This is a genomic window from Delftia sp. K82 (genome assembly GCF_002193035.1).
Taxonomy (GTDB): domain Bacteria; phylum Pseudomonadota; class Gammaproteobacteria; order Burkholderiales; family Burkholderiaceae_C; genus Comamonas; species Comamonas acidovorans.
Window position 1 is genome coordinate 208,226 of sequence record NZ_MYFL01000001.1, and the last position, 25,127, is coordinate 233,352.

The window sequence follows — 25,127 nt, forward strand, 5'->3', positions numbered from 1 at the left end:
AGCGACGGGGAAGCGGAATCTGGCGCGCAAGGGTGTGGTATTGCGCGCCACATGGGTAGAGCCCTTATTGCCGCGCTGGCACAGATCGATATGCTGGGCTGCGAAAAACATATGTTCAGCACCGAATCCGTGGCCAGTTTGTGACCACGATCAAGGAATATGTTTTCCTCTGTGCGCAGGGGCGAAACCAGGGTTCCTGACGATATCAATCACAGGGGACCCCATTGTAGAATCCGCCGAATTTTGCGCTTTCAACAACAGAACCACGCCCTCGATATGAAGTTGCTTGCCTCTTTGCTGACGGCTGCCATTCTTGCTGCAGCCCCCGCCTTTCCCGCTTTCTCCGCTGGCGAGGCACCTGCTGCCTCGGCACAGCCGAAGGCGGCCAAGGCCGACCTGGCGAAGGGCGAGGCCAGCTACACCGCCGTCTGCGCGGCATGCCATGCGGCCGACGGCAATTCCACCATCCCGCTGCAGCCCAAGCTGGCCGGCCAGCATCCCGAGTACCTGGTCAAGCAGTTGCTGGAGTTCAAGGACGACAAGCGCAAGGACCCGGTGATGAAGGGCTTTGCCAGCATGCTCAGCGAGCCTGACATGAAGAACATCGCCGCCTGGCTGCACACGCAAAAGCCCAAGGATGGCTTTGCCAAGGACAAGGACCTGGTGGCCATGGGCGAGCGCATCTACCGCGGCGGCATCCAGGAGCGCAACATTGCTGCCTGCGCGGGCTGCCACAGCCCCAACGGCGCCGGCATTCCAGCCCAGTACCCGCGCCTGGCGGGCCAGCATGCCGACTACACCACGACCCAGCTCACGGCCTTCCGTGACGGCAAGCGCGGCAATAGCATTCAGATGACGCAGGTTGCTGCCAAGCTTAACGATCGCGAAATCAAGGCCGTGGCAGACTACATCGCTGGCCTGCGTTGATGCGATCCCGGGGCCGACGCGGTTCCCAGGGTAATCACCGGGAACCTATTGCTTTATAGACACCCCAAGCCAGGCGGGTCCATCGCATGAATGCAGATGGTCCCGCTTTTTTCATTCGGGTTTTGGCTTTTCGTTCTTCATGTCAGACAACTCTTCCGGTGCCGCTCTTGCTCCCTCCCGCCCGCAGGCCGCGCGCGCGACCCTGGAGCTGCTGGCATCGATGCGCTTCGCGATCTCGCTGCTGACGGTCATCTGCATTGCCTCGGTGATAGGCACCGTGCTCAAGCAGCATGAGCCGGTGGGCAACTACGTCAACCAGTTCGGGCCTTTCTGGGCCCAGCTGTTCCTCGCGCTCAAGCTCAATGCGGTCTACAGCGCCTGGTGGTTCCTGCTGATCCTGGCTTTTCTGGTGATAAGCACCTCGCTGTGCGTGGCACGCCATGCGCCCAAGTACCTGGCCGATCTGCGCAGCTACAAGGAAAACGTTCGTGAACAAAGCCTCAAGGCCTTCGGCCACCGTGCGCAGAACGTGGTGCCAGGCAGCACGGAAGAGGCCGCCAGGCGCCTGGGCCAGCAGCTGGTATCGGGCGGCTGGAAGGTGCGGCTGCAGCAGCGCGATACGGCGGCCGGTCCCGGCACGGGCTGGATGCTGGCGGCCAAGGCGGGCGCGGCCCACAAGCTGGGCTATATCGCGGCCCACAGCGCCATCGTGCTGATCTGCCTGGGCGGGCTGTTCGATGGCGACCTCATCGTGCGCGCGCAGATGTGGCTGGGAGGCAAAACACCTTATACCGGCGGTGGCCTGATCTCCGAGGTGTCCGAGCAGCACCGGCTGAGCGAGCGCAACCCCACCTTCCGAGGCAACCTGCTGGTGACCGAGGGCGGCACGGCAGGCACGGCCATCCTGTCGCAGTCCGACGGCGTGCTGCTGCAGGAGCTGCCCTTTGCGGTGGAACTCAAGAAATTCATCGTGGAGTACTACTCCACGGGCATGCCCAAGCTGTTTGCCAGCGAGGTCGTCATCCACGACAAGGCCACGGGCGAGAAGCTGGAAAAGCGCATCGAGGTCAACCACCCGGCCAGCTACCGCGGCATCGAGATCTACCAGTCCAGCTTTGACGACGGCGGCTCGTCGGTGAAGCTGCGCGCCGTGCCGCTGGAGGCGGGAGCCAAGCCCTTTGATGTCGAGGGCGTGATCGGCGGATCGGACCAGTTCGTGCGCAAGCTCCCGGATGGCAAGGACGAGACAGTGACGCTGGAGTTTGCCGAACTGCGCACCATCAACGTGGAGAACTTCGGCGGTGGCGGCGGGGCCAATGGCAGCGGCACCGATGTGCGCAAGGTGGACCTGAAGCAGGCCATCGACGAGCGCCTGGGCGCGGCCCACAAGACCGTGACCAAGAAGGAGCTGCGCAACATCGGCCCCAGCATCCGCTACAAGCTGCGCGATGCCTCGGGCCAGGCGCGCGAGTTCCAGAACTACATGCTGCCCGTGGACACGGGCGACGGCCAGCGCGTGTTCCTGCTGGGTGTGCGCGACAACCAGGCCGATGCCATGCGCTACCTGCGCATTCCCGCCGATCCCGAAAGCGAGATGGACACCTTCCTGCGCCTGCGCAGCGCGCTGCAGGACCCCCGGCTGCGCGAGCAGGCGGCCAAGGCCTATGTGGCCAAGGCCATCGACGCCTCGCGCTCCGAACTCAGTGGCGCGCTGGCGCAGTCGGCCACCAAGGCGCTGGAATTGTTCGCGGGCCAGACCGACAAGAAGGGGCCGGACGGCAAGCCGCTGGGCGGGCTGCAGGCCATCTCGGACTTCATGGAAAGCAATGTGCCTGCGGCCGAGCGTGAACGCGCGGGCGAGGTGCTGGTGCGCATTCTCAACGGCGTGCTGTTCGAGCTGGCCCAGATCGTGCGCACGCAGGCGGGCCAGGCGCCACTGGAGCCCAGCGAGCAGACGCAGTCCTTCATGACCCAGGCCGTGTTCTCGCTCAGCGATGCGCAGTTCTACCCCATGCCCATGGTCTTCATGCTGCAGGACTTCAAGCAGGTGCAGGCCAGCGTCTTCCAGGTGGCGCGCGCCCCGGGCAAGAACGTGGTGTATCTGGGCTGCCTGTTCCTCATCATCGGCGTGTTCTGCATGCTGTACGTGCGCGACCGCCGCCTCTGGATCTGGCTCACGCCCCGCGATGGGGAAAGCCATGCCGAAATGGCCTTGTCCACCAATCGCAAGACAATCGATGGTGATAGAGAATTCGCCATGCTGGCCGGCAAGCTGATAGGCGCCGAGCCCATCCACAAGAAATCCCCCGGAGGTTCCGCATGAACACCGCCACCACGACGACTTTGACGCTCAACGAGGGCTTCTTCGCCCGCCGCAACTGGTTCGACTGGGTGTTCGCGGCCCTGGTGGCGGCGGGACTGCTGTATGCGCTGCAGCGCTATGGCGAGTACATGGATGTCTACGAAAAGTGCATCCTGGTCGGCACCATTCCCTCGGCCATCTGGCTGGGCTGGTTCTGGCGCCCGCTGCGCGGGCTGATGCTGGTGGTGGCCGGGCTGTCGCTGCTGGCCATCGGGCTCTACCAGGGGCCTGAAGGGGCGCAACTGGCGCGCTCGGACACGGTGTTCGGCCTCAAGTACTTCCTGTCCAGCCAGTCGGCCATCCTCTGGATGAGCATGGTGTTCTTCATGAGCACCGTCTTCTACTGGATCGGCATGTTTGCGCGGGGCGAGGGCACGGCGCTGTCGCTGCTGGGCTCGCGCCTGGCCTGGCTGGCCGTGACGCTGGCGCTGGTGGGCACCATGGTGCGCTGGTATGAGAGCTATCTGATCGGCCCCGATGTGGGCCACATCCCGGTCAGCAATCTCTATGAAGTGTTCGTCATGTTCTGCTGGATGACGGCGCTTTTCTATCTCTATTACGAACAGCACTACGACACGCGCGCCCTGGGCGGCTTCGTGATGCTGGTGGTCAGCGCGGCCGTGGGCTTTTTGCTGTGGTACACGCTGGTGCGCGAGGCGCACGAGATCCAGCCGCTGGTGCCGGCGCTCAAGAGCTGGTGGATGAAGCTGCACGTGCCGGCCAACTTCATCGGCTACGGCACCTTTGCGCTGGCAGCGATGGTCTCCTTTGCCTACCTGATCAAGCAGCAGGCCACGGAGACCCGCTGGTACAAGCTCGCGCCGCTGTGGATGCTGGGTGTGGTGCTGTGCTTCGAGCCCATCGTCTTCCGCCAGGGTGCGACCCAGAACGGCGGCAGCTACTGGATGGTCTACTTCGGCATCTCGGCGCTGATCGTGGCCGGCATCCTGCTGGCGCGCAAGCGCATCGCCGAGCGCCTGCCCAGCTTCGAGCTGCTGGACGATGTGATGTACAAATCCATCGCCGTGGGCTTTGCCTTCTTCACCATCGCCACCGTGCTGGGCGCGCTGTGGGCGGCCGAGGCCTGGGGCGGATACTGGAGCTGGGACCCCAAGGAAACCTGGGCGCTGATCGTCTGGCTCAACTACGCGGCCTGGCTGCACATGCGCCTGGTCAAGGGCCTGCGCGGCACGGTGTCCGCCTGGTGGGCGCTGGGTGGACTGGCCATCACCACCTTCGCCTTCCTGGGGGTGAACATGTTCCTGTCGGGGCTGCACAGCTACGGCGAGCTTTGAGCCACGGCAGTGGCAGAGTGACAGTGGCAAGATAAGGGCAGCGGCATGCGTTCAGGCGCATGCCGCTTTTTCGTGCACCATCGCATCGGTGCCGCAGGGAACTTGCGCGCGCCTGCGAGGCTCCCAATCGCCATATCGCCAGCAATAGCGCCCCGTGCCCGCCGGCACACCAGGAGATTCCCATGCTGATCCGCTCCCACGACAACGGCTTCCAACACCCGCAAGGCAGCGAGATCACGCCCCGGGCCGGCTACCTCAAGCGCCGTGCCTGGCTGCAGTACCTGGCCGCAGGCTCGGCGGGCGCGGCCTTGCCCGGCTGGGCGGCGGGCGTGCAGCGCCCCGGCAAGCTGGCGGCACTGGCCTCCGTGCCTTCCCAGGTAGTGGGCGCAAACACCATGGACCGTGTCACGGCCTATGCCGATGTATCCCAGTACAACAACTTCTATGAATTCGGGCTGGACAAGGACGATCCCGCCAAGAACGCCCACACGCTCAAGACCCGCCCCTGGACGGTGAAGATCGAGGGCCTGGTCCAGCAGCCGCAGACGCTGGACCTGGATGCGCTGCTCAAGCTCGCTCCACAGGAAGAGCGCATCTACCGGCTGCGCTGCGTGGAGGGCTGGTCCATGGTGATTCCCTGGGTGGGCTATTCCCTGGCCCAGCTGCTGCGCAAGGTGCAGCCGCTGGGCAGTGCCAAGTATGTGGAATTCGTGACCCTGGCCGACAAGGCGCAGATGCCGGGCCTGCGCAGCGGCGTGCTGGACTGGCCTTACACCGAGGGGCTGCGCCTTGATGAAGCCATGCACCCGCTGACGCTGCTGGCCTTTGGCATGTATGGCGAGGTGCTGCCCAACCAGAATGGCGCGCCCGTGCGGCTGGTCGTGCCGTGGAAGTACGGCTTCAAGAGCGCCAAGAGCATCGTCGCCATCCGCCTGACCGACAAGGAGCCGGGCACGGCCTGGAGCAAGGCGGCGCGCAACGAGTACGGCTTTTATTCCAATGTGAACCCCGACGTGCCGCACCCGCGCTGGAGCCAGGCGACGGAGCGGCGCATTGGCGAAGACGGCCTGTTCGCCAAGAAGCGCAAGACGCAGCTGTTCAACGGCTACGAAGCCCAGGTGGGCCAGCTCTATGCGGGCATGGACCTCAAGAAGTTCTATTGATGTGGCCCATGCAATGACGGCGGTGCAGCGTCTTTTGCTGCACCGGACGGCCAAGCCGCTGGTGTTTCTTGTGTGCCTGCTGCCGTTTGCGTGGCTGCTGGCTGGAGCCATCCTGAACACGCTTGGCGCCAATCCGGCCGAGGCCTTGCTGCGCTCCACCGGCGACTGGACCTTGCGCTTTCTGTGCGTGGTGCTGGCCGTGACACCGCTGCGCCAGGCGCTGGGACTGACGGCACTGGCGCGCTTCAGGCGCATGCTGGGTCTGTATGTGTTCTTCTACGCGCTGCTGCACCTGCTGTGCTATGCATGGTTCGACATGGGGCTGGACTGGGGCGAGATCGTGCTCGACATCCCGAAGCGCCCATTCATCCTGGTGGGCTTTGCGGCGCTGCTCTTGCTGACCGCTCTGGCGGTGACTTCACCGAACCGTGTCATGCGCGCCATGGGCGGCAGGCGCTGGCAGTGGCTGCACCGCTGTATCTATGCGGTCGCGCCGCTGGCCCTGTTGCATTTCTTCTGGATGCGCGCAGGCAAGAACAACTTTGCGGAGGTCGGCGTGTACGCCGCCATTCTTGCGCTGCTGCTGGCCTGGCGCGTGGTCCATGCACTGCGCCGCCGACGCGCCAGGAGCTAGCCGGCCACGGCGCGCAGGGCAGGGCGCAGCTGGCGGGTCACGGGGTCGATGTCCGCCATGGGCAGCTGGTAGTTGCGCTGGTCGAACAGGTCGATACCGCACTGCAGTCCTTCGAGCCAGTTGAACAGGTCGGCAATCGCCTTGGCGCCCATGATGGGCGCGCCGTGCTGGGGCACGATCATGTCGATGGGCAGCTGGCGCGCCATCTGCACCCACAGCCGCAGGATCTTGTTGGAGACCATGTATCGGCGGTGAAAACCTTCCATGCGGGCGATGTGCGGCACGAGGTCGGTCACGGGCACCTGCGCCTCGACGCCGTTCATCAGGGACACGCCCAGGTCGCCCGTGAAGAGGATGCGGCTGACCGGGTCGTAGAAGTGGAAGTTGCCTTCGGCATGCAGGAAGTGGGCGGGCAGCAGGTGCAGTTCATGGCGGCCCAGCGGCAGCCGGCCACCGGCGTCCGGCACGCCGATCACGCGGTTTTCGGTCTTGCCGACCTTGGTGAAGTGGGGCGCGAAGCGCTCCCAGATGCGCGAGATCACGAGCTGTGCCTTGGTGCTGGTCATCCAGCGGTCCAGCGAGGCAATGATGTCTGGATCGGCGTGGGAAGCGATCAGATAGGACAGCTTGTGCGGCGCGAAATGCCGCGACATGCCCATGAACAACTCGTTGAATGCGAGATTGCCGCCCGGGTCGATGATGGCGCCCGTGTCGTCATCGACGATGAGGAACTGATTGGCCTGTATGGCCTGTCCATCTTCCTCGATGAGGTCGGTGAACATCAGGCAGGCGTGGTTTTTGTCTCGGTAGAGCTCTACGGGCATGGCGGGTTGTCGAGGGACAAGAGAAAGTCACTCTAAGCGCCATGCCTGGCAGCGGTGTTGATGTGTATCAAGCCGCGGCGCGGCCACCGGCTCAGTCGGCCTGCTGCTTGCGGGAGTCCGTGGTGCCGGTGGGTGTCGAGCTTTCTTCGACGGCGGCACTTGACGGGCCAGCGGGCAAGGTGGTGGGTGCAGGTGCGGGCGTTGCACGCTCGGCCGGGCTGGAAATGCCCAGGGTCTGCGGTAGTGTGGCGCGGTGGCTGGCCGCAGGCGAGCTGGGCAGAAACAGCGGGCCTTTCTGGCCGCAGGCGGCCAGGGACGCCGCACAGGCGCCAAGGGCAATGCACCTGACTAGAATTTGCGAGGCTTTCAACATAAGCGAATTGTAATGACCGACCAAGAATTTCTGGACCTTGCCGAACGACTGCTGCTGGCGGTGGAGCAGGACTGTGATCGCATCAACGATGAAACCGATGCCGACCTCGATGCCCAGCGCGTGGGTGGCATGGTGACCCTGGTCTTTGCCAACCGCACCCAGATCGTGATCAACCAGCAAAAACCGCTGCACGAGATCTGGCTGGCGGCCAAGGCCGGGGGCTTTCACTACCGCTACGACGCGGCGCAGGGCGCCTGGCTCGATACCAAGGGCGCGGGCGAGTTCTTTGCCAACCTGAGCCGCTACGCCACCGAGCAGTCGGGCCTGGCGCTGCAGTTCTCGGCACGCTGATCCGCCGTTATCGGCAGGCTCCATGAAGAAAGCCCGGCATGGCCGGGCTTTCTTGCGTGGTCAACCGCTTGTGTGGCGGTCAGTTGCGGAAGAGGTCGAGGATGCGGTTGCGCTCCTCGGTGGCGGGCGGGGGCGTGGCGCCTGCAGCGCCGCCCGTGGAGGCGCTGTCCATGCCCAGGCTGCTGACGCCGCCGTTGCGCGCGTTTTCCTCGTAGTACCACTCGCCGCCCATGTTCACGACGCCAGGGGGCACAGGCATCTCTGCCACGGGCACGCCCTTGAGGGCATGCTGCATGAAGCCGATCCAGATGGGCAGGCTCAGTCCGCCGCCCGTCTCGCGGCTGCCCAGGTTGCGCGGCGTGTCGTAGCCGATCCAGGACACGGCGGCCAGCGTGGGCTGGAAGCCTGCGAACCAGGCATCCACCGAGTCGTTGGTCGTGCCCGTCTTGCCATACAGGTCGGGACGCTTGAGCGTGGACTGCGCGCGTGCTGCCGTGCCCACGCGCGCCACGTCCTGCAGCAGGCTGTCCATGATGAAGGCGTTGCGCGCGTCGATGGCCTGGGGCAGTTCCTGCACCGGGGGCGGCGTGAATTCGGACAGGATGCGGCCCTTGTGATCGGTGACACGGGCAATCAGCCAGGGGTTGACGCGGTGGCCGCCATTGGCGAACACGGAGTAACCCGCTGCCAACTGCAGCGGCGTGACCGCTCCGGCACCCAGCGCCATGGTCAGGTAGGCCGGATGCTTGGCTGCGTCAAAGCCGAAGCGCGTGACCCACTCCTGGCCCTGCTTGGGTCCCACGGCCTGCAGCAGGCGGATGGAGATCATGTTCTTGGATTTGTTCAAGCCCGTGCGCATGGTCATCGGCCCGTCGTAGCGGCTGTCGTAGTTCTTGGGCTCCCACGGCTGGCCACCCGTCACGCCGGCGCTGAAGAACAGCGGCGCGTCATTGATCATGGTGGAAGGCGAGAAGCCTTTTTCCAGTGCCGCAGAGTAGATGAAGGGCTTGAAGGCCGAGCCGGGCTGGCGCCAGGCCTGGGTCACATGGTTGAACTTGTTCTTCTGGAAGTCGAAGCCGCCGATCAGGGCGCGCAAGGCGCCTGTCTGGGGGACCAGGGCCACGAAGGCGCCTTCCACTTCGGGCAGCTGGGTGATTTCCCAGGTGTTCTTGGGTGTCTTGACCACGCGGATCACGGCGCCGGGACGGATCTTGATGTTGGGCGGTGCCTTGGGGTTCAGGCCCGATTCGGCGGGTTTCAGGCCTTCACCCGTGATCTCGATCTGTTCGCCGTCGGCGCGTGCCGCCAGGATCTTGCGCGGATTGGCATCCAGCACCACAGCGGCGAGCACATCACCATTGTCGGGGTGGTTGGCCAGGGTGTCGTCGATGGCGTCTTCACGGTCCTCGGCGTCGGCCGGCAGGGCCACGAATTTTTCGGGGCCGCGGTACTTCTGGCGGCGCTCGTAGTCCATGATGCCGCGGCGCAGCGAGGCGTAGGCGGCTTCCTGTTCGCCGGCATTGATGGTGGTGTAGACGTTCAGGCCGCGCGTATAGGCTTCGTTGCCGTACTGGGCAAAGATCAGCTGGCGTGCCATCTCGGCCACGTATTCGGCATGCACGCGGGTGTTGAAGGAGCCCGTGCGGATCTTCAGCGGCTCGGCCTTGGCTTCAGTGGCCTGGGCGGAGGTGATGAAGCCGTTTTCCTCCATGCGCTCGATGATGTAGAGCTGGCGCGAGCGGGCGCGCTTGGGGTTGCTGATCGGGTTGTAGGCCGATGGTGCCTTTGGCAGGCCTGCCAGCATGGCCGCCTCGGCCACCGTGATGTCCTTCAGTGGCTTGCCGAAATAGGCTTCACAGGCAGCAGCAAAGCCATAGGCCCGATTTCCCAGATAAATCTGGTTCATGTAGATCTCGAGAATCTGGTTTTTGCTCAACAGATGCTCTAGCTTGAAAGTCAGTAAGACTTCGTAAATTTTGCGTGTAAAGGTTTTCTCGGAAGACAGATAGACGTTGCGCGCCACCTGCATGGTGATAGTCGATGCGCCCTGGCTTTTCACGCGGCCCAGATTGGCCAGCGCGGCGCGGGCCATTCCCTTGTAGTCCACGCCGCCATGCTCGAAAAAGCGCGTGTCTTCAATGGCCAGCACGGCGTCGGTCATCACCTTGGGGATGTCCTGGATGGGAGTCAGCGTGCGCCGCTCCTCGCCGAATTCACCCAGCAGGGCGCCTTCGCTGGAGTACACGCGCAGCGGCAGCTTGGGCCGGTAATCGGCCAGCTCGGACACGTCGGGCAGGTTGGGGTAGGCCATGGCCAGGGCCACGGCCACGGTCAGCATCAAGGCCAGCGCGCCGGCGACGGCGATGCCCGCCAGCCATAGCAAGGCCTTGGGAAACCAGTGCATGGGCTTGGATGGGGCGGAGCGAGGCTTTGCAGCCTGGGGTTCTCGGGAGTCTGAAGACGGCATGTCGCAGGGAGTGCTGAGGAGTGCCGCATTATAAAAATGCGTGCCCCAGAAAGTCGGTAGGAGACGGCTGCACACGGTTGCCAGCATGGCCGCAAGCCAAGCATCCTAAGCCAGGCGTGCAGGCCGACATGCAAGCAGGGGTGCATTCATGTCGCATTTGATGGCCCGCAATAATGTCTGTTTTTGGCCACTACCGCCAAGCGTGCTCCGGCTGGCATGGTGAGCTGCGCGCAGTCTTGCTGATAGCATTCAACCTATATGTGAAGGTTTGTTGCGTTCTTTACATACACAAGAAGAGGGAGGGCAAGTTGATTGCTATGGGATCCTTATTCAGTCGCCAGCCCGCACCTTTGCTAGGCATCGACATCAGTTCTTCGAGCGCCAAGCTCGTTGAGTTGTCTCGTGCCAAGTCGGGCGAACTGTTGCTGGAGCGCTGTGCCATCGAACCGCTGGAGCGGGGATGGATTACGGACGGCAACATCGAAAAGTTCGATGAAGTGGCAGAGGCTGTACGGCGACTGGTCAAAAAAAGCGGCACGCGGACCAAGAACGTGGCCATGGCCCTGCCGGCCTCGGCCGTGATCACCAAGAAGATTTCGCTGCCGGACGGCATGAGCGAGCAGGAATTGGAGGTCCAGGTCGAATCCGAGGCCAATCAGTACATTCCGTTCTCGCTCGATGAAGTGAGTCTGGACTTCTGCGTCATAGGCCCGTCATCGAATTCACCCGGCGATGTGGACGTGCTCATTGCCGCATCGCGCCGCGAGAAGGTCCAGGACCGCCAGGGCCTGGCCGAGGCGGCCGGCCTCAAGCCCACGGTCATCGACATCGAGCCCCACGCCTCCCGCATGGCGGCTGCACGGCTGATCGAGCGCCTGCCCAATCAGGGCAACAACGCCCTTGTGGCCTTGTTCGAGTTGGGCGCCATGACGACCAGCATGCAGATCCTGCGCGACGACGAGGTTCTGTATGACCGGGACCAGGCTTTTGGCGGCGCACAGCTGACGCAACTGATCGCGCGCCAATATGGATTCTCGCTCGAAGAGGCCGAGTCCAAGAAGCGCAGCGGTGAACTTCCGGAGGACTACGCGTCCGCCGTGCTCAAGCCCTTTGTGCAAAGCATGACGCAGGAAGTGTCGCGCGCACTGCAGTTCTTTTTCACCAGTACGCCCCACAACCGCATAGACCACATCCTGCTGGCAGGCGGCTCGGCCCCACTTTCCGGCCTGTCCGAGGCCATCACGCAGCAAACGGGTTTTGCCTGCAGCCTTGCCAATCCCTTTGATGGAATGGAAGTCGGCAGCGGCGTACGCCTCAAGCGCATGTCGCGCGAGGCCCCCGCCTACCTGACCGCCTGCGGACTGGCCATGCGGAGGTTTGTGTCGTGATTCTGATCAATCTGCTTCCTCACAGAGAAGCAACACGAAAGCGCCGCAAGGAAGCATTCCAGGCCACCATGGTCCTGTCTGCCCTGGTGGGGCTTTTGATCATTGGAGCCGTCTACTGGTGGTACCAGATGATGATCGAGGCCCAGCAGGCAAAGAACAGCATGCTGCGCGCAGAGATTACCGTGCTGGAGTCTCAGATCAAGGAAATTGCCGGGCTGGAGGATGAGATCACTGCCCTGCGTGCACGTCAGAAGGCCGTGGAAGACCTGCAGTCCGACCGCAATCTTCCGGTGCACATGCTCAACGAGCTGGTGGCCCAACTGCCCGATGGTGTCTACCTCAGCAGTATCAAGCAGGAAGGTCTGGTCGTTACCATGCAGGGTACGGCGCAGTCCAATGAGCGGGTTTCTGAAATGCTGCGCAATCTCTCGGAGGGGACTCCCTGGATTTCCAAGCCTGAACTGGCGGAAATCGTAGCCAAGACGGTCAACGTCACGCCCAAGGACCAGCGCCGTGCTGCTGCGTTCAATCTGCGCTTTCAGCTGACGCGTGCCAGCGTGGCGGAGAAGGGGCTTTCAGCGGCTACCAACCCAGGAAAGTCCCAGTGATGGCCAAAAAGAAGAAGAACGACATCGACTTCTCCGCACTGCAGGAGAACATCCAGCGACAGTTCCGTGGTCTTGATTCCAATGATCCGTCGCGTTGGCCCATGCTTCCGCAGGCGCTTCTATGCATCGCCATTGCTTTGGGTGTTGCCGCCCTAATGTGGTATGTCCTGATCAAGGACTATGAGGACACCCTGGAGCAGGAGCGCACTACCGAAGTCACGCTGCGCCAGGACTTCAGCCAGAAGCTGTCCAAAGCCGTCAGCCTGGATGGCCTGAAGAAGCAGCGTGAACAGGTCCAGCAGTATGTGACGCAACTGGAAAAGCAATTGCCCAGCAAGGCGGAAATGGCTGCGCTGCTCTCGGATATCAATCAGGCAGGGCTGGGTCGCAGCCTGCAGTTTGAAACCTTCCGGCCTGGTGCGATGGTGGTCAAGGAGTACTACGCTGAGCTGCCCATTGCTTTGAAGGTGACTGGTCGCTTTCACGACATCGGATCATTCGCCTCCGATGTGGCCTACCTGTCGCGCATCGTGACCTTGAACAATCTGTCGATCGCACCTGTAGGCAAGGAGGGAGGCGAGGTCCTGAGCATGGAGGCAACGGCACGAACCTTCCGCTACCTGGATGCAGATGAGGTGCAGGCGCAACGCGCAGCGGCCGGGAAGGGCAAGAAATAATGAGACATATGCGTTTCAGCGGCTGGCTCATGTTGGCCGCCTGCCTGACCGCCTCAGGCTGCTCTTCTTCTGATCAGGAGGAACTACAGACCTGGATGGCCCAGGAAAGAGCCAATGCTAAGCCGCGTGTCAAGCCTTTGGAAGAGCCCAAGACCTTCACGCCCGAGGCCTATCTTGGTTCTGATGGCATGGATCCTTTCAACCCCATGAAGCTGATGCAGGTGCTGCGCAGGGAGTCTGCGCAGTCCAGCGCCAATACCAGCCTGATCGCCTCCGAGCTCAATCGACGCAAGGAACCGCTGGAGGCCGAGCCCTTGGATGCCATGACCATGGTCGGCAGTCTGGACAAAAAAGGCGTGCCCACGGCGCTTGTCAGGGTGGGGACCTTGCTGTACCAGGTTCGGGCAGGAAATTACCTGGGGCAGAACTACGGCAAGGTTACCCGGATCACGGAAACATCCATCCAGTTGCGGGAAATCGTCCAGGACGGCAGCGGTGACTGGATAGAGAGAAATAGCACACTGGAATTGCAGGAGGGAAGGAAATGATGGGCACACATCGCAGAATACTGCACAAGGCTCGCTGGGGAATCGCCGTCGGCGGTTGGTTTCTGGGCTCCTTGGCCTGGGCGCAGTCCGCGATAGAGTCGGTTTCCGGCTCCATCCAGGGAGGCACCGAGGTCGTGCGCATTGAGCTTTCCGAAGCGTTGGCGGCGGACCCCACCGGATTTGCAATCCAGTCGCCTGCGCGGATTGCCCTGGACTTTCCAGGTGCAACCAATGGCACGGGCAAATCTGTGGTCGAGCTCAATCAGGGCAACCTGCGCTCCATCAATATCGTGGAGGCGTCTGGCCGTTCCCGCTTAGTGCTGAATCTGAAGTCGGCGACTTCTTACCGTACTGAAAGGCAAGGCAAGGCCCTGCTGATACTGTTGGATCCAGTGGCAACATCCACGACCGTGAAGCCTCCCGCACAGCAGGGAGTGTTTGAAGCCAAAGCAGTTGCTGGTACTGATGTCCAGCTCATTCGGGATGTTGATTTCCGTCGCGGCAGTGATGGCTCGGGCCGCATCGTCGTAGGTCTGAGCAGCAGTCAGGTCGGCGTGGATCTTCGACGCGAAGGCAAGGAGCTTGTGGTCGACTTCCTGCGCTCCTCCTTGCCTGAAGGTTTGCGCCGGAAGCTGGATGTGGTTGATTTTGGAACGCCGGTGCAGACGATTTCCTCCGTGCAGCAAGGTGAGTCGGTTCGCATGCGCATCGCTCCGGTTGGTGACTGGGAGCACAGCGCTTATCAGAGTGACAGCCAGTTTGTGATTGAAGTCCGTCAGAAAAAGGCGGATGTGAGCAAGCTGACGCAAGGTCCCGGCTACAGCGGTGAAAAGCTCTCTCTAAACTTCCAGAATATTGAAGTGCGGTCGCTGTTGCAGGTGATTGCTGATTTCACAAACTTCAATATCGTGACTTCGGACACGGTTTCCGGTGCATTGACCCTGCGCCTCAAGGATGTTCCCTGGGATCAAGCACTGCAGATCATCATGGACGCCAAGGGTCTGGGCATGCGCAAGTCCGGCTCGGTGCTCTGGATTGCACCCAAGGATGAAATCGATGCTCGGACCAAGCGTGACTTTGAGTCAGCAATAGAGATTCAGAAGTTGGAGCCACTTCGAACTCAAGGTTTTCAGTTGAATTACGCGAAGTCGGCAGATATTTTGCTGCAGATCACAGCAAATAATAGTGGGGGAGGGGTGGGTAATAGCGTTTCAAGCAGATTTTTGTCTGAGCGTGGGTCTGCTATTTCCGAGCCACGAACCAATCAGTTGTTTGTGACCGATACCCCAGCAAAGCTGGAAGCAGTGAAGGCACTTTTGCTAACGCTGGATGTGCCAGTGCGACAAGTCCTAATTGAGGCTCGAATCGTTGAAGCCCGTGACACGTTTGGGCGTGCACTGGGTGTCAGACTCGGTGGTGGCGATTTGCGTGCTCAACGAGGTGGCGATGGTGGATACGGCATTGGTGGAGATAATAGATTGGTTTTTGGAACTGGATATGAGAATGCAGTTGCTTCCAGTGGCTCGGGTGGAACGGTGAATACTTCGGGTAATTTTGTGAATTTGCCTGCTGCGAAACTTACTGGAGTAAGTGGTACAGGATCTTTTGCATTGTCTATTTTTAACTCCGCCGCTAATCGTTTTCTGGCTTTGGAGCTTTCTGCGATGGAGGCTGATGGTCAAGGGAAAATAATATCCAGCCCCAGGTTGGTGACCGCTGACCAGACGAAGGCTTTGATAGAGCAAGGTACGGAGTATCCTTATTCTGTGACGGCGCCCAATGGTGCCACCACAATCGCCTTTAAAAAAGCCGTGCTGAAGTTGGAGGTTACGCCTCAGATAACTCCGGAGGGAGATATCATTCTTGACTTGGATGTCAACAAAGATTCTCGAGGTGAGACCACAACCCAAGGTGTGGCAATTGATACAAAGCATATCAAAACACAGGTTCTTGTTCAAAATGGGGGCACTGTGGTGATTGGCGGTATCTTTGAGATGGAAGAGACCAATCAGGAAAGCAAAATTCCTTTTCTGGGAGATGTCCCTGTGCTTGGTCATCTTTTCAAGAGCCGAGTGCGAGAGTCCCAGAAGCGGGAAATGCTGGTGTTTATCACGCCAAAAATGATATCCGATGGTCTCAAGCGTTAATTAAAATTTCTGGGAGATAGTTGATGAAGAAGATCCTGCTAACAATGTTGGCGTCATGCGCGCTAGTCGCTTGTGGTGGCGGTGGTGGAAATCCAGGAACTCCTGGCAACGGTACAGGCGGAACGACGCCTGATGTAGCCAGTGTAGAGTTCCTGCTGGATAAGACTGTTATCGCAAACTCGGGAAGCGATGCAGCAACTATTACAGTGACTGCGCTGTCTGCCAGTAGAAATCCCGTGGCGAATGCGCCCGTCTCTGTGGTTTTATCTTCAGGTGTTTTTACACCTACTTCCAATGTGACGGATGCGTCAGGTCGAATGACTGGGAAAATCGAGATTGGTGGCGATCGTTCCAATAGAGATATTCGGTTTGATCTCAAGGCCGGTGCTCAGGCTGGTGCGGGTGTCGTTGCAGTCACCGGCAGTCAGATTGCATTGACCGTAGTTCCTTCTGCCCCAACCCCAGGACAGCCAGTGGAGGTGACGGCAAAAGTTGCAGATGTCAATGGGGCTGGAATTTCAGGAATTCCCGTTGTCCTCTCGGGATCTGTTCTCAGCGCAGCAATTACTGCCCAGACTGATACGTCGGGTGTGGCGAAGTTTTCTGCGTTTAACGCGCCTGGTGCTGCTCAGGTTTATTCTTTGCAAGCAAAGGCTTCGGGGGTGATTTCCAATGAGCAGATCACTGTTGCAGGCGGAGCTACCCAGGTGCCTGATGCTGTAGGCATTGTCAGCGCGGCAAGCCTTTCTATAGTGCCGAATACGGTTAAGCCGAATCTGGATGGTGGCCGAACCAATATGGCGCAGTTGCGTGCATTGTTCCTGGATAAGGATAATCGTGCGATTCCAAATATGCGAGTGCGTTTTGAGATCGTACCGCCTGGCCTGGGTTCTGGTGAGTCTATTTCGACAGGAAATCAGTCAGTTATTTCTAACGCAAGTGGTGTTGCCTTGGCCCAATATATCCCAGGTACACGAGTTAGCCCGACCGATGGCGTTAATGTAAGGATGTGCTACGGCCCTTCTGATGCATCTCTGTCCAGCGGTAAGTGCCCCGATTTCCGCGTTGGCACATTGACTGTGGCAAGTGAGCCAGTTTCCATCACTATTGGTGATAACAACGAGCTTGAAAAAGGCGCCAACAATCTTACTTATATCAAGAAGTTTGACGTTGCCGTCGCCAACGCGGCTGGCGAGGCGGTTTCGGATGCGGATGTGTCGGTCAGCGTAGATATTCTGCGTTACGGTTTTGGTCGGTATGACAATGTCAAGAATTTACATACCGATGGGTCCGGTTTCTGCTTGAATGAAGATGTCAATCGCAATGGTAATTTGGACAGCGGTGAAGATGCCAATGGAGATGGCCGGTTGACTCCTCCAAAAGCGGATATTGTGGTTTCCTATTTCAATGGCCGTAAAACGGGAACCAATGGCCGCGTAATCGTGCAGGCGGAATATCCGCAGAACGTTGCCACCTGGCTGCTGTACAAGCTGACCGTCAGCTCCAATGCTGCCGGCTCCGAAGGTCGTGCCGAGCGCATCTTCGTTACCTCGTTCGTCGAAGGTGACCAGAAGAACGGCTCCTTCCTGACCTCGCCTTACGGAGTGACATCCGTCTGCCTGCCCGAGTGAACACGCCGGTGAATTCCGATCAAGGTCCTGCCTCGCTCCGTGCGCCGGTGGTGGCCCTGATCGGCCTGCCCGGCTCCGGCAAATCGACCATAGGGCGCCAGCTGGCGCGCCTGTGGTCGATGCGTTTTGTGGATTCGGACCATGTGATCGAGCAGCGCCTGGGCTGCAGCATCCGGGAGTTTTTCGAGCGCGAGGGCGAGCAGGCTTTTCGAGACATGGAGTCGCAGGTCATTGATGAGCTGTCGGCCTCCACATCCAGCCTGTTGCTGTCCACGGGTGGTGGCGTCGTGCTGCGCGAGCAAAACCGCCGCCATCTGCATGCGCGCACCCAGGTCTTCTATCTGGATTGCACGCCAGAGGCCATCGCCGCGCGGCTGCGCAACGATGTGACGCGGCCCTTGCTGCAGGTGGAAGACCCGGCGCTGCGCCTGCGGGAGCTGCTGCTGCAACGCGAGCCGCTTTATCTGGAGACGGCTCACTTCGTGATCCAGACATCGGGTCTGTCTGTGGCGCAGGCCGCCCAGCGCATACGTATGCAGGCGGAACTGGCCTGAGCGGCAGCCCGCTGGAACACCAAAGGCCTCGGCACTTGCCGGGGCCTTTTTCTTTAAGATCGGCGGTTGCCGGGCGCGCTGCCGTGTCGCGCAATTCCTTTCACTCTTTCTGCCTTGGAGCGACACCATCTTGCCCACCGCTTCCTCCTTGCCTGCCGCCCAGGTCGTGACCATCGACCTGGGTGACCGTTCCTACCCGATCACCATCGGCACCGGTCTGCTGGACCAGGCCGCGACCTATGCCGCCCTGCCTTCTGCGGCCCAGGCCGTGATCGTCAGCAATGATGTGGTCGCGCCGCTCTACGAGCCCGCACTGCGTCGCGTGCTGGAACAACGCTACCGCAGCGTGCGTACCGTGGTGCTGCCCGATGGCGAGGCCCACAAGGACTGGCAGACGCTGAACCTGATTTTTGACGACCTGCTGTCCGGCGGCTGCGACCGCAAGACCGTGCTGTTCGCCCTGGGTGGCGGCGTCATCGGCGACATGACCGGCTTTGCCGCTGCCAGCTACATGCGTGGCGTGCCGTTCGTGCAGGTGCCCACCACGCTGCTGTCGCAGGTGGATTCGTCGGTGGGTGGCAAGACCGCCATCAACCATCCGCTGGGCAAGAACATGATCGGCGCCTTCTACCAGCCGCAGCTGGTGGTTTGCGACCTGGCCTCGCTGGACACGCTGCCCGTGCGCGAGCTGAGCGCCGGCCTGGCCGAGGTCATCAAGTACGGGCCGATCGCCGACATGGACTTCCTGGCCTGGCTGGAGGAGAACATGGATGCCTTGCTCGCCCGCGACCGCACTGCACTGGCACACGCGATCAAGCGCAGCGTGGAGATCAAGGCCTGGGTCGTGGGGCAGGACGAGAAAGAGGCTGGGCTGCGCGCCATTCTCAATTTCGGCCATACCTTCGGGCATGCGATCGAGGCCGGCATGGGCTACGGCAACTGGCTGCACGGCGAAGGCGTGGGCGCCGGCATGGTCATGGCGGCCGAGCTGTCGCAGCGCCTTGGCCTGGTGGATGCCGCCTTTGTGCAAAGGCTGCGCGTGCTGATCGAACGTGCGGGCCTGCCGGTGCGCGGCGCCGTGCTGGATGCGCGTGACAACGCTGGCCGCTATCTGGAGCTGATGCGCGTGGACAAGAAGTCCGAGGCGGGTGAGATCCGCTTCGTTCTCATCGACGGGCCGGGAAAGGCCGTCATGCGCTCGGCGCCCGATGCCTTGGTGCGCGAAGTCATAGACGCCTGCTGCGCCTGACGCGCGGCGCTGGGGGCAAGCCGGAACTGCTAGAGTGCCATGTCAGCATGATGAGGCGATCGAATGCAGAAACAGGCCCTGGCCCCCTATGCCTGCAACCCGGCGGTCAGCCGGGGGCGGCGTTTCCCGGAGGCGCCTGCGCCCACGCGCAGCGACTTCCAGCGCGACCGGGACCGCATTGTTCATTCATCGGCCTTTCGGCGCCTGGTCTACAAGACCCAGGTCTTCGTCAACCATGAAGGCGACCTGTTCCGCACACGGCTGACGCACTCGCTGGAAGTCGCCCAGCTGGGCCGCTCGGTGGCCCGGTCGCTGCAACTGGACGAGGATCTGGTCGAAGCCATCTGCCTGGCCCACGACCTGGGCCACACCCCCTTCGGCCATGCGGGCCAGGACGCGCTCAATGCCTGCATGCAGCCGCACGGCGGCTTTGAGCACAACCTGCAAAGCCTGCGCGTGGTGGACCGGCTGGAGGAGCGCTATCCGGCCTTTGACGGGCTCAACCTGAGCTTCGAGACGCGCGAGGGCATTCTCAAGCACTGTTCGCGCACCAATGCCGAGCACCTGGAAGCGCGGGAGCCCGGTGGCGTGGCCCAGCGCTTTTTGCTGGGCCGGCAGCCTTCGCTGGAGGCCCAGCTGTGCAATCTGGCCGATGCCATTGCCTACAACGCCCATGACGTGGACGATGGCGTGCGCTCCGGCCTGATCACCATGGCCCAGCTGTGCGAGGCCGTTCCTTTGTTCGCGCGCTATCACGATGCAACGCTGGCCGAGCATCCCCAACTGGGCATGCCTTTGGCCGAGCGGCGCCTGCTGTACGAAAGCATCCGCCGCATGCTCAGCGACCAGGTCTATGACGTGATCGCCGCCACGCAGCAACGCATTGCTCAGGCGCGGCCCTGTTCGGTCGATGAGGTGCGCGCACAGGCTGGCCCCCTGGTGGGCTTCAGCGATACCATGAGGCAGCAGTCGCTGCAGCTCAAGCAGTTCCTGTTCCGCAATCTCTATCGCCATGAACAGGTGATGAAGACCATGGACGGCGCGCAGCAGGTGGTGGCCGAACTGTTTGCGGCCTACATGGTGGAGCCCGATCGCATGAAGCCGCGCTTTGTGCAGCGGGCCATGCTGGCCGAGGACGTATCGGCGCGTGCGCGGGTGGTGGCCGACTTCATCGCCGGGATGACGGATCGCTACGCGGCCCGGGAGCATGAGCTGCTGACAGGCCTGCGCCTGCTGGGCTGAGAAATCCGAGCACCGGCATCGCCCGGGCGGCGCGGCTAGAATGCGGACCCTGCGTGACAGGGCAGGGAAGGGTTCCTGGACGGTTTCGCAATGTCTGGGGGCGCAGTGCCCCCGTTCGCATTTTTGAAGGGCACAGCCATGACCGATACCAACCACGAGATTCGCGCGGCCGAGTTTCCGCCTGTCACCGTGATCGAGGATACGGTGCACTGGCTCGAGAAGGCCGTGATCGGCCTGAACCTGTGCCCCTTCGCCAAGGGCGTGCACATCAAGGGCCAGATCCACTACACGGTCAGCCAGGCCACCGACGCCGAGGGCGTGGCGGCGGATCTGCACCGCGAGCTGGAAGCGCTGGCCGAGGCCTCGCCCGAGAAGCGCGACACCACGCTGCTGATCCTGCCCCATGCGCTGCAGGAGTTCCTGGACTTCAACGACTTCCTCGAAGTGGCCGACGCCATGGTCGAGGAACTGGACCTGGGAGGCATCCTGCAGGTGGCCTCGTTCCATCCGCAGTTCCAGTTCGAGGGCACCGAAGCCGACGACGTCACCAACTGCACCAACCGCTCGCCCTATCCCACGCTGCACCTGCTGCGCGAGGACAGCATAGACAAGGCGGTCGAAGCATTCCCCGAGGCGGAGTCCATCTACGAGCGCAACATGGAGACGCTGGAGAAGATCGGCATCGAAGGCTGGCTGGACATGGGCGTGGGCGCGCGTTGCCCCGTGGCGCATGCAGCCAAGCCGGGCGCAGCCGAATGAAGGCGCGCCAAGGCAAGCCTGCCGCGAAACCCGAGCAGGATGTGACCGAGCAACTGGGCCTCAAGCCCGGCCAGTCCATCGAACTGCTCAAGGCGCTGCACATCCTCACGCGCGAAGGCAAGATCAACCAGGACTCGCGGCGCAAGCTCAAGCAGGTCTACCACCTGTACCAGTTCATCGCCCCCATCCTCGAAGAACTGTCGGCCGACGACCATGCGGTCACCCTGGCCGACCACGGCGCCGGCAAGTCCTACCTGGGCTTCATCCTCTACGACCTGTATTTCAAGCTGCTGGGACGAGGCCATATCTACGGCATAGAAACGCGCGCGCCGCTGGTGGAGGCTTCGCAGAAGCTGGCCGCCGAGCTGGGCTTCGACCGCATGGGCTTTCTGAACATGTCGGTGGCCGAGTCCACGCATGCCGACTTCATGCCTGCGCAATTCGACGTTGTCACGGCCCTGCATGCCTGCGACACCGCCACCGACGACGCCATCGCCTTCGGCCTGGAGAAGAAGGCCAAGGCCATGGTGCTGGTGCCCTGCTGCCAGGCCGAGGTCGCTGCCTGCCTGCGCCAGACCAAGGCGCTGAGCCTGACGCGCACGCCCCTGGCCGAACTGTGGCGCCATCCCATACACACGCGCGAAATGGGCAGCCAGCTCACCAACGTGCTGCGCTGCCTGTACCTGGAAGCCTGTGGCTATCAGGTCACCGTGACCGAGCTGGTCGGCTGGGAGCACAGCATGAAGAACGAGCTGATCATTGCGCGTTACACGGGGCAGAAAAAGCGCAGTGCGGTCGAGCGGCTCCGTGCAATCCTCGAAGAGTTTGGCTTGTCAGGGTCTGCACTGGCGCACCGCTTTGGCCAATAGTGATACGGATTGCTGCGCAAGGTGTGCGCACCTGACTCTTTGTGTGGTGTCTGATTTTTATTTTGGATAGCTATTGGGTGAGCGATAGATGTAATTTTTTGAGTATCGAGGTTTGTGGATAATGGTGCTCGGATATATTTGTTAGCTCTCACCATCGGTGGAAGTTCCACAGCTTCAAATAGATACAAGGCAGAAAATGTATAGATACTCGCTATGGCTGGCACTCTCTCTGGTAGCTTGCGGTGGTGGCGGAGGTGGGGATACGACGCCACCAAAGCCCACTGAGCCTGAAAATGGTTGGTTGACGTTTGACAAGCCGGATGTCGCGGTGCTCCAGGGCGATTCGGAGCAAGTTACGGTGAAAGCTACGTCTACCAAGGCGCTTTCCGCGCCGCTGAATGTGCGTGTCGATGCTACGGATGAGTTCGTTTCTGGTACGACGGTCACCTATGAAAAGATCGCGGGTTTCGAGTTCAATCTGAGTACAGCTACTAGTGCACCGGTTGGCAAGCGCAGCGGCGTATTGAAGGTCTTTTTGTGCAGTGATGATGCACGCGTATGCAACTCGCCCTATCCAGGCTCGCCCTGGACCGTTCCCTATGAAATCGAGGTGGTCTCCAAGGCTTTGAAGCAGACCCCGCTGGCCATGCTGCCTGGTGCTGTGGCTTGGAACAACTTGGGTGGCAATGCTGCGCGCACGGGTTATGTGCCGACTAATATCACCTTGAGTCCGGCTAATTTTTCCTTGCGCTGGGCAAAGCGGGGAGGACCTTCAACCTCAATGTGGAGACTGACAGAAGCCGTCGTGGTCGATGGACGGGTTTACACAGGCGGTAATAGCCTTCGTGCCTATGGAGAAGTCGACGGCACGCTGCTCTGGGGGTCGTCGTTTAACTCTGGCCCAGCGGTTGTCAGCCAGGGCAACGTATTTTCTTATGCGGATGAAACGACTTTTGCTCCCAATCGTCTGTATGTGCGCAATGCCGTGACTGGATCCTCGGTGAACACGCCCGATCACTACGAAGGACAGGAAGACCGCTCTTTGCTGGTTGCGGATGATGACTCGGTCTATGCCCCGTTCACCTTCAGAATGACGGCTGTGGACGGTATTGTGGCGTGGCGGGATTATGCGCCCATGCGCACTCTGCCTTCCAGGGCTTCCGATCGGTTGTATATGGCAGATGCGGCCAACGTCTATGCCCGGGATATCAAGGATGGCGGAGAGATAGCGCGCATTGCAACCGGAGGTGAGCAAAGGGAAGTCCGCAGGGCGACCGGTACCCTCGCCGATGGTCAGGATCGCGTGCTAGTCTCGCATTTCAACCAGGGCAATGCCTCGCTTGGCAGCTACTCGATTGGGCAAAAGCAAAAACTCTGGGATGTCGAGGCTTCCTTTCTGAGCCGCCCAGCCTTGGCGGGCGATATGGTCTATGTAGTCAATGTGCCGCAGCCCGCCAAGGGCGTCGCCACGCTGGAGGCGCGTTCATCGGCAACAGGTGCCGTGGTCTGGTCCACGCCGCTGCCTGATGCCGTGGTGCCGGTCGGCGAGGAGGCTGTCTATCACGTTGCTGTGGTCGGCAACTTGGTCTTTGTGTCTTCTGACCGTAAATTCGGGGCGTCCACCTACGCGATTGACCGTTCCAGCCATGCTATTGGCTGGCGCCATCCCGTCAATGGAAGTCTGGCAGTTTCCGACAACGGCATCCTGTATGTCGCGCAGGCGCTCGACGCCAGCCTGTTCGCCATCAATCTGCGTTGATGTAGTAAGGGAAAGCGGCTGGAAATTCGAGCCGCTTTCTTATTTGCTCTTGTGTTTCCGTTGGCGAGGTCTTTTTTCTCAGCGCGTTGCGCGATACCAGGCAATCCCCTCACCATCGATGCTGCGCTCCACCTGCCCCGCATGCATCAAATGATTAAGGCAGGCCAGGCTTTCGCCCGTGGCCATGCCCAGCAGGGCGGGGCTGGATTCGCTGATGGGGCGTGAGAACAGGGCGCCGAAGACATCGACGGCGCGACGCGGTTCGGCCAGTGCGGCCAGCAAGCGGGCGTTGGCGCGCTCCTGGCCTGCCGCCAGTGAATCGATTCGTGCATGCAAGCCGCGAAAGCAATCGCCATGCGCGGGCAGGACGAGCACATCGTCGGGCACTTCGCGCCTGACCTTTTCCAGAGAATCCATCCAGTCGGCCATGGGGTTGGCGTCTGGCTCCATGGCATGGACCGATACGTTGGACGAGATGCGCGGCAGCACCTGGTCGCCCGAGATCAGCAGCTTGAGATCGGGGCAGTAGAGGCTGGCGTGCTCGGGCGAGTGGCCGCTGCCGACCACCACGCGCCACAGGTGCTTTCCTATGCGCAGTTCCTCGCCGTCGTGCAGGCGGCGGTAGCTGTCGGGCAGGGCGTGGATGTGCTTGCCGAAGTTGCCGAAGCGGGCGCGGTAGGACTCCAGCGCGCTGTCGCTCCAGCCTGCGCGGCGATAGAAGGCGATGGCGTCGGGCGGGGCCTCGCGGCTGCAGTCCGAGACCACGACGCGGCAGTTGAGGTACTCCAGGCGCGTCATGTACAGCGGCACATGGAACTTGCGTGTCAGCCATCCGGCCAGGCCCACATGGTCGGGGTGCATGTGGGTGACCAGCACGCGCGTCAGCGAGCGGCCGTCGGTGGATTGGGAGAACAGCGCGCGCCAGGTGGCCACGCCTTCGTCGGTGCGCGCACCGGTATCGACGATGGCCCAGCCCTGGCCGTCATCGATGGCCCAGAGATTGATGTGATCCAGCGCATAGGGCAGGGGCATGCGTATCCATAGCACGCCGGGTGCGACCTCCAGCGTCTGCCCGCGCTGCGGTGGCGCCTCGAACGGGTAGTCGAGCACCGGCTTGGGCGGCGCATCCGTGGCGTGCGAGGCGTTCGGGGCTTGGGCTTTCTGGTCCATGGGGTTCCTTGTTCAGTCGCGGGGGTGGCCGGGTGCTCCCCGGCTGGCAGCGCATCCCCGCAACGATACGCCTGCCGCTGCTGCCCTGCTGTCACGGGCTCGTCACAGGCCGCTCCTACAGTGCACGGGT

22 protein-coding genes are annotated in these 25,127 nt (G+C 61.6%); 18 read left to right on the forward strand and 4 right to left on the reverse strand.

The window, feature by feature from the left end:
- The first annotated feature begins 276 nt into the window (after positions 1–276).
- The 5 genes from KDK82_RS00920 to KDK82_RS00940 all read left to right on the forward strand — a co-directional run bounded on the left by KDK82_RS00920 (position 277) and on the right by KDK82_RS00940 (position 6,381).
- Positions 277–927 carry a cytochrome c gene (locus KDK82_RS00920; protein WP_065345545.1) on the forward strand — a complete coding sequence of 217 codons (651 nt, stop codon included), beginning with the start codon at positions 277–279 and terminating at the stop codon, positions 925–927.
- 139 nt (positions 928–1,066) lie between these two features.
- Positions 1,067–3,250 (forward strand): cytochrome c biogenesis protein ResB, encoded by a 2,184-nt coding sequence (locus KDK82_RS00925; protein WP_088163780.1) that lies wholly within the window; start codon positions 1,067–1,069, stop codon positions 3,248–3,250.
- On the forward strand, positions 3,247–4,584 hold the full coding sequence (ccsB, locus tag KDK82_RS00930; protein ID WP_088163782.1) for a c-type cytochrome biogenesis protein CcsB: 1,338 nt from the start codon (positions 3,247–3,249) through the stop codon (positions 4,582–4,584). Before KDK82_RS00925 ends, ccsB begins: the two co-directional genes overlap by 4 nt.
- A 182-nt stretch (positions 4,585–4,766) precedes the next feature.
- Positions 4,767–5,747 carry a protein-methionine-sulfoxide reductase catalytic subunit MsrP gene (msrP, locus tag KDK82_RS00935; RefSeq protein ID WP_088163784.1) on the forward strand — a complete coding sequence of 327 codons (981 nt, stop codon included), beginning with the start codon at positions 4,767–4,769 and terminating at the stop codon, positions 5,745–5,747.
- Positions 5,748–5,760: 13 nt separating this feature from the next.
- On the forward strand, positions 5,761–6,381 hold the full coding sequence (locus KDK82_RS00940) for a sulfite oxidase heme-binding subunit YedZ (RefSeq protein ID WP_088163786.1): 621 nt from the start codon (positions 5,761–5,763) through the stop codon (positions 6,379–6,381).
- Here KDK82_RS00940 and KDK82_RS00945 read toward each other — a convergent pair.
- Together KDK82_RS00945 and KDK82_RS00950 are read right to left on the reverse strand one after the other, a co-directional pair.
- The gene (locus KDK82_RS00945) at positions 6,378–7,205 is read right to left on the reverse strand and encodes an MBL fold metallo-hydrolase (protein ID WP_088163788.1); all 828 of its coding nucleotides are present in this window, start codon (positions 7,203–7,205) and stop codon (positions 6,378–6,380) included. The genes KDK82_RS00940 and KDK82_RS00945 overlap by 4 nt on opposite strands.
- Before the next feature lie 91 nt (positions 7,206–7,296).
- The gene (locus KDK82_RS00950; RefSeq protein WP_080518227.1) at positions 7,297–7,578 is read right to left on the reverse strand and encodes a lipoprotein; all 282 of its coding nucleotides are present in this window, start codon (positions 7,576–7,578) and stop codon (positions 7,297–7,299) included.
- Positions 7,579–7,590: 12 nt separating this feature from the next.
- Between KDK82_RS00950 and cyaY the strand changes: the two genes are divergently transcribed.
- On the forward strand, positions 7,591–7,929 hold the full coding sequence (gene cyaY / locus KDK82_RS00955; protein WP_088163790.1) for an iron donor protein CyaY: 339 nt from the start codon (positions 7,591–7,593) through the stop codon (positions 7,927–7,929).
- 79 nt (positions 7,930–8,008) lie between these two features.
- Here cyaY and KDK82_RS00960 read toward each other — a convergent pair whose 3' ends face one another.
- Entirely contained in the window at positions 8,009–10,333 is a 2,325-nt protein-coding gene (locus KDK82_RS00960; RefSeq protein ID WP_013800758.1) for a penicillin-binding protein 1A, read from the reverse strand.
- A 371-nt stretch (positions 10,334–10,704) separates the two neighbouring features.
- Here KDK82_RS00960 and KDK82_RS00965 point away from each other — a divergent pair, with 371 nt between their 5' ends.
- The 12 genes from KDK82_RS00965 to KDK82_RS01020 all read left to right on the forward strand — a co-directional run bounded on the left by KDK82_RS00965 (position 10,705) and on the right by KDK82_RS01020 (position 23,827).
- On the forward strand, positions 10,705–11,784 hold the full coding sequence (locus KDK82_RS00965; RefSeq protein ID WP_043795715.1) for a pilus assembly protein PilM: 1,080 nt from the start codon (positions 10,705–10,707) through the stop codon (positions 11,782–11,784).
- Complete coding sequence (locus tag KDK82_RS00970; RefSeq protein ID WP_088163792.1) at positions 11,781–12,392, forward strand: PilN domain-containing protein; 612 nt, start codon at positions 11,781–11,783, stop codon at positions 12,390–12,392. The genes KDK82_RS00965 and KDK82_RS00970 overlap by 4 nt, the downstream gene beginning before the upstream one ends.
- Positions 12,392–13,069, forward strand: coding sequence for a type 4a pilus biogenesis protein PilO (locus KDK82_RS00975; protein ID WP_088163794.1), 678 nt, complete (start codon positions 12,392–12,394; stop codon positions 13,067–13,069). The genes KDK82_RS00970 and KDK82_RS00975 overlap by 1 nt, the downstream gene beginning before the upstream one ends.
- Positions 13,069–13,617, forward strand: a complete 549-nt coding sequence (locus KDK82_RS00980) for a pilus assembly protein PilP (RefSeq protein ID WP_012207376.1) — start codon at positions 13,069–13,071, stop codon at positions 13,615–13,617. The genes KDK82_RS00975 and KDK82_RS00980 overlap by 1 nt, the downstream gene beginning before the upstream one ends.
- On the forward strand, positions 13,614–15,764 hold the full coding sequence (gene pilQ / locus KDK82_RS00985; RefSeq protein ID WP_088163796.1) for a type IV pilus secretin PilQ: 2,151 nt from the start codon (positions 13,614–13,616) through the stop codon (positions 15,762–15,764). The genes KDK82_RS00980 and pilQ overlap by 4 nt, the downstream gene beginning before the upstream one ends.
- 23 nt (positions 15,765–15,787) lie before the next feature.
- The gene (locus KDK82_RS31645; protein ID WP_143343369.1) at positions 15,788–17,395 is read left to right on the forward strand and encodes an Ig-like domain-containing protein; all 1,608 of its coding nucleotides are present in this window, start codon (positions 15,788–15,790) and stop codon (positions 17,393–17,395) included.
- A gap of 8 nt (positions 17,396–17,403) precedes the next feature.
- On the forward strand, positions 17,404–17,949 hold the full coding sequence (locus KDK82_RS00995) for a shikimate kinase (protein ID WP_012207373.1): 546 nt from the start codon (positions 17,404–17,406) through the stop codon (positions 17,947–17,949).
- Positions 17,950–18,079: 130 nt separating this feature from the next.
- Positions 18,080–19,198 (forward strand): 3-dehydroquinate synthase, encoded by a 1,119-nt coding sequence (gene aroB, locus KDK82_RS01000; protein WP_034397001.1) that lies wholly within the window; start codon positions 18,080–18,082, stop codon positions 19,196–19,198.
- A gap of 63 nt (positions 19,199–19,261) precedes the next feature.
- Complete coding sequence (locus KDK82_RS01005; RefSeq protein WP_088163800.1) at positions 19,262–20,440, forward strand: deoxyguanosinetriphosphate triphosphohydrolase; 1,179 nt, start codon at positions 19,262–19,264, stop codon at positions 20,438–20,440.
- A gap of 138 nt (positions 20,441–20,578) precedes the next feature.
- On the forward strand, positions 20,579–21,199 hold the full coding sequence (locus KDK82_RS01010; RefSeq protein ID WP_012207370.1) for a DUF1415 domain-containing protein: 621 nt from the start codon (positions 20,579–20,581) through the stop codon (positions 21,197–21,199).
- A complete protein-coding gene (locus KDK82_RS01015) occupies positions 21,196–22,068 on the forward strand; it encodes an SAM-dependent methyltransferase (RefSeq protein WP_088163802.1) in 873 nt (290 codons plus the stop codon). The genes KDK82_RS01010 and KDK82_RS01015 overlap by 4 nt, the downstream gene beginning before the upstream one ends.
- 301 nt (positions 22,069–22,369) lie before the next feature.
- Positions 22,370–23,827: a PQQ-binding-like beta-propeller repeat protein gene (locus KDK82_RS01020; RefSeq protein ID WP_179217831.1), complete on the forward strand. Its 1,458-nt coding sequence runs from the start codon at positions 22,370–22,372 to the stop codon at positions 23,825–23,827.
- A gap of 78 nt (positions 23,828–23,905) precedes the next feature.
- On the opposite strand, the gene KDK82_RS01025 is transcribed toward KDK82_RS01020, so the two are convergent.
- Positions 23,906–24,997 carry an MBL fold metallo-hydrolase gene (locus tag KDK82_RS01025; protein WP_088163806.1) on the reverse strand — a complete coding sequence of 364 codons (1,092 nt, stop codon included), beginning with the start codon at positions 24,995–24,997 and terminating at the stop codon, positions 23,906–23,908.
- Between the last annotated feature and the right edge of the window lie 130 nt (positions 24,998–25,127).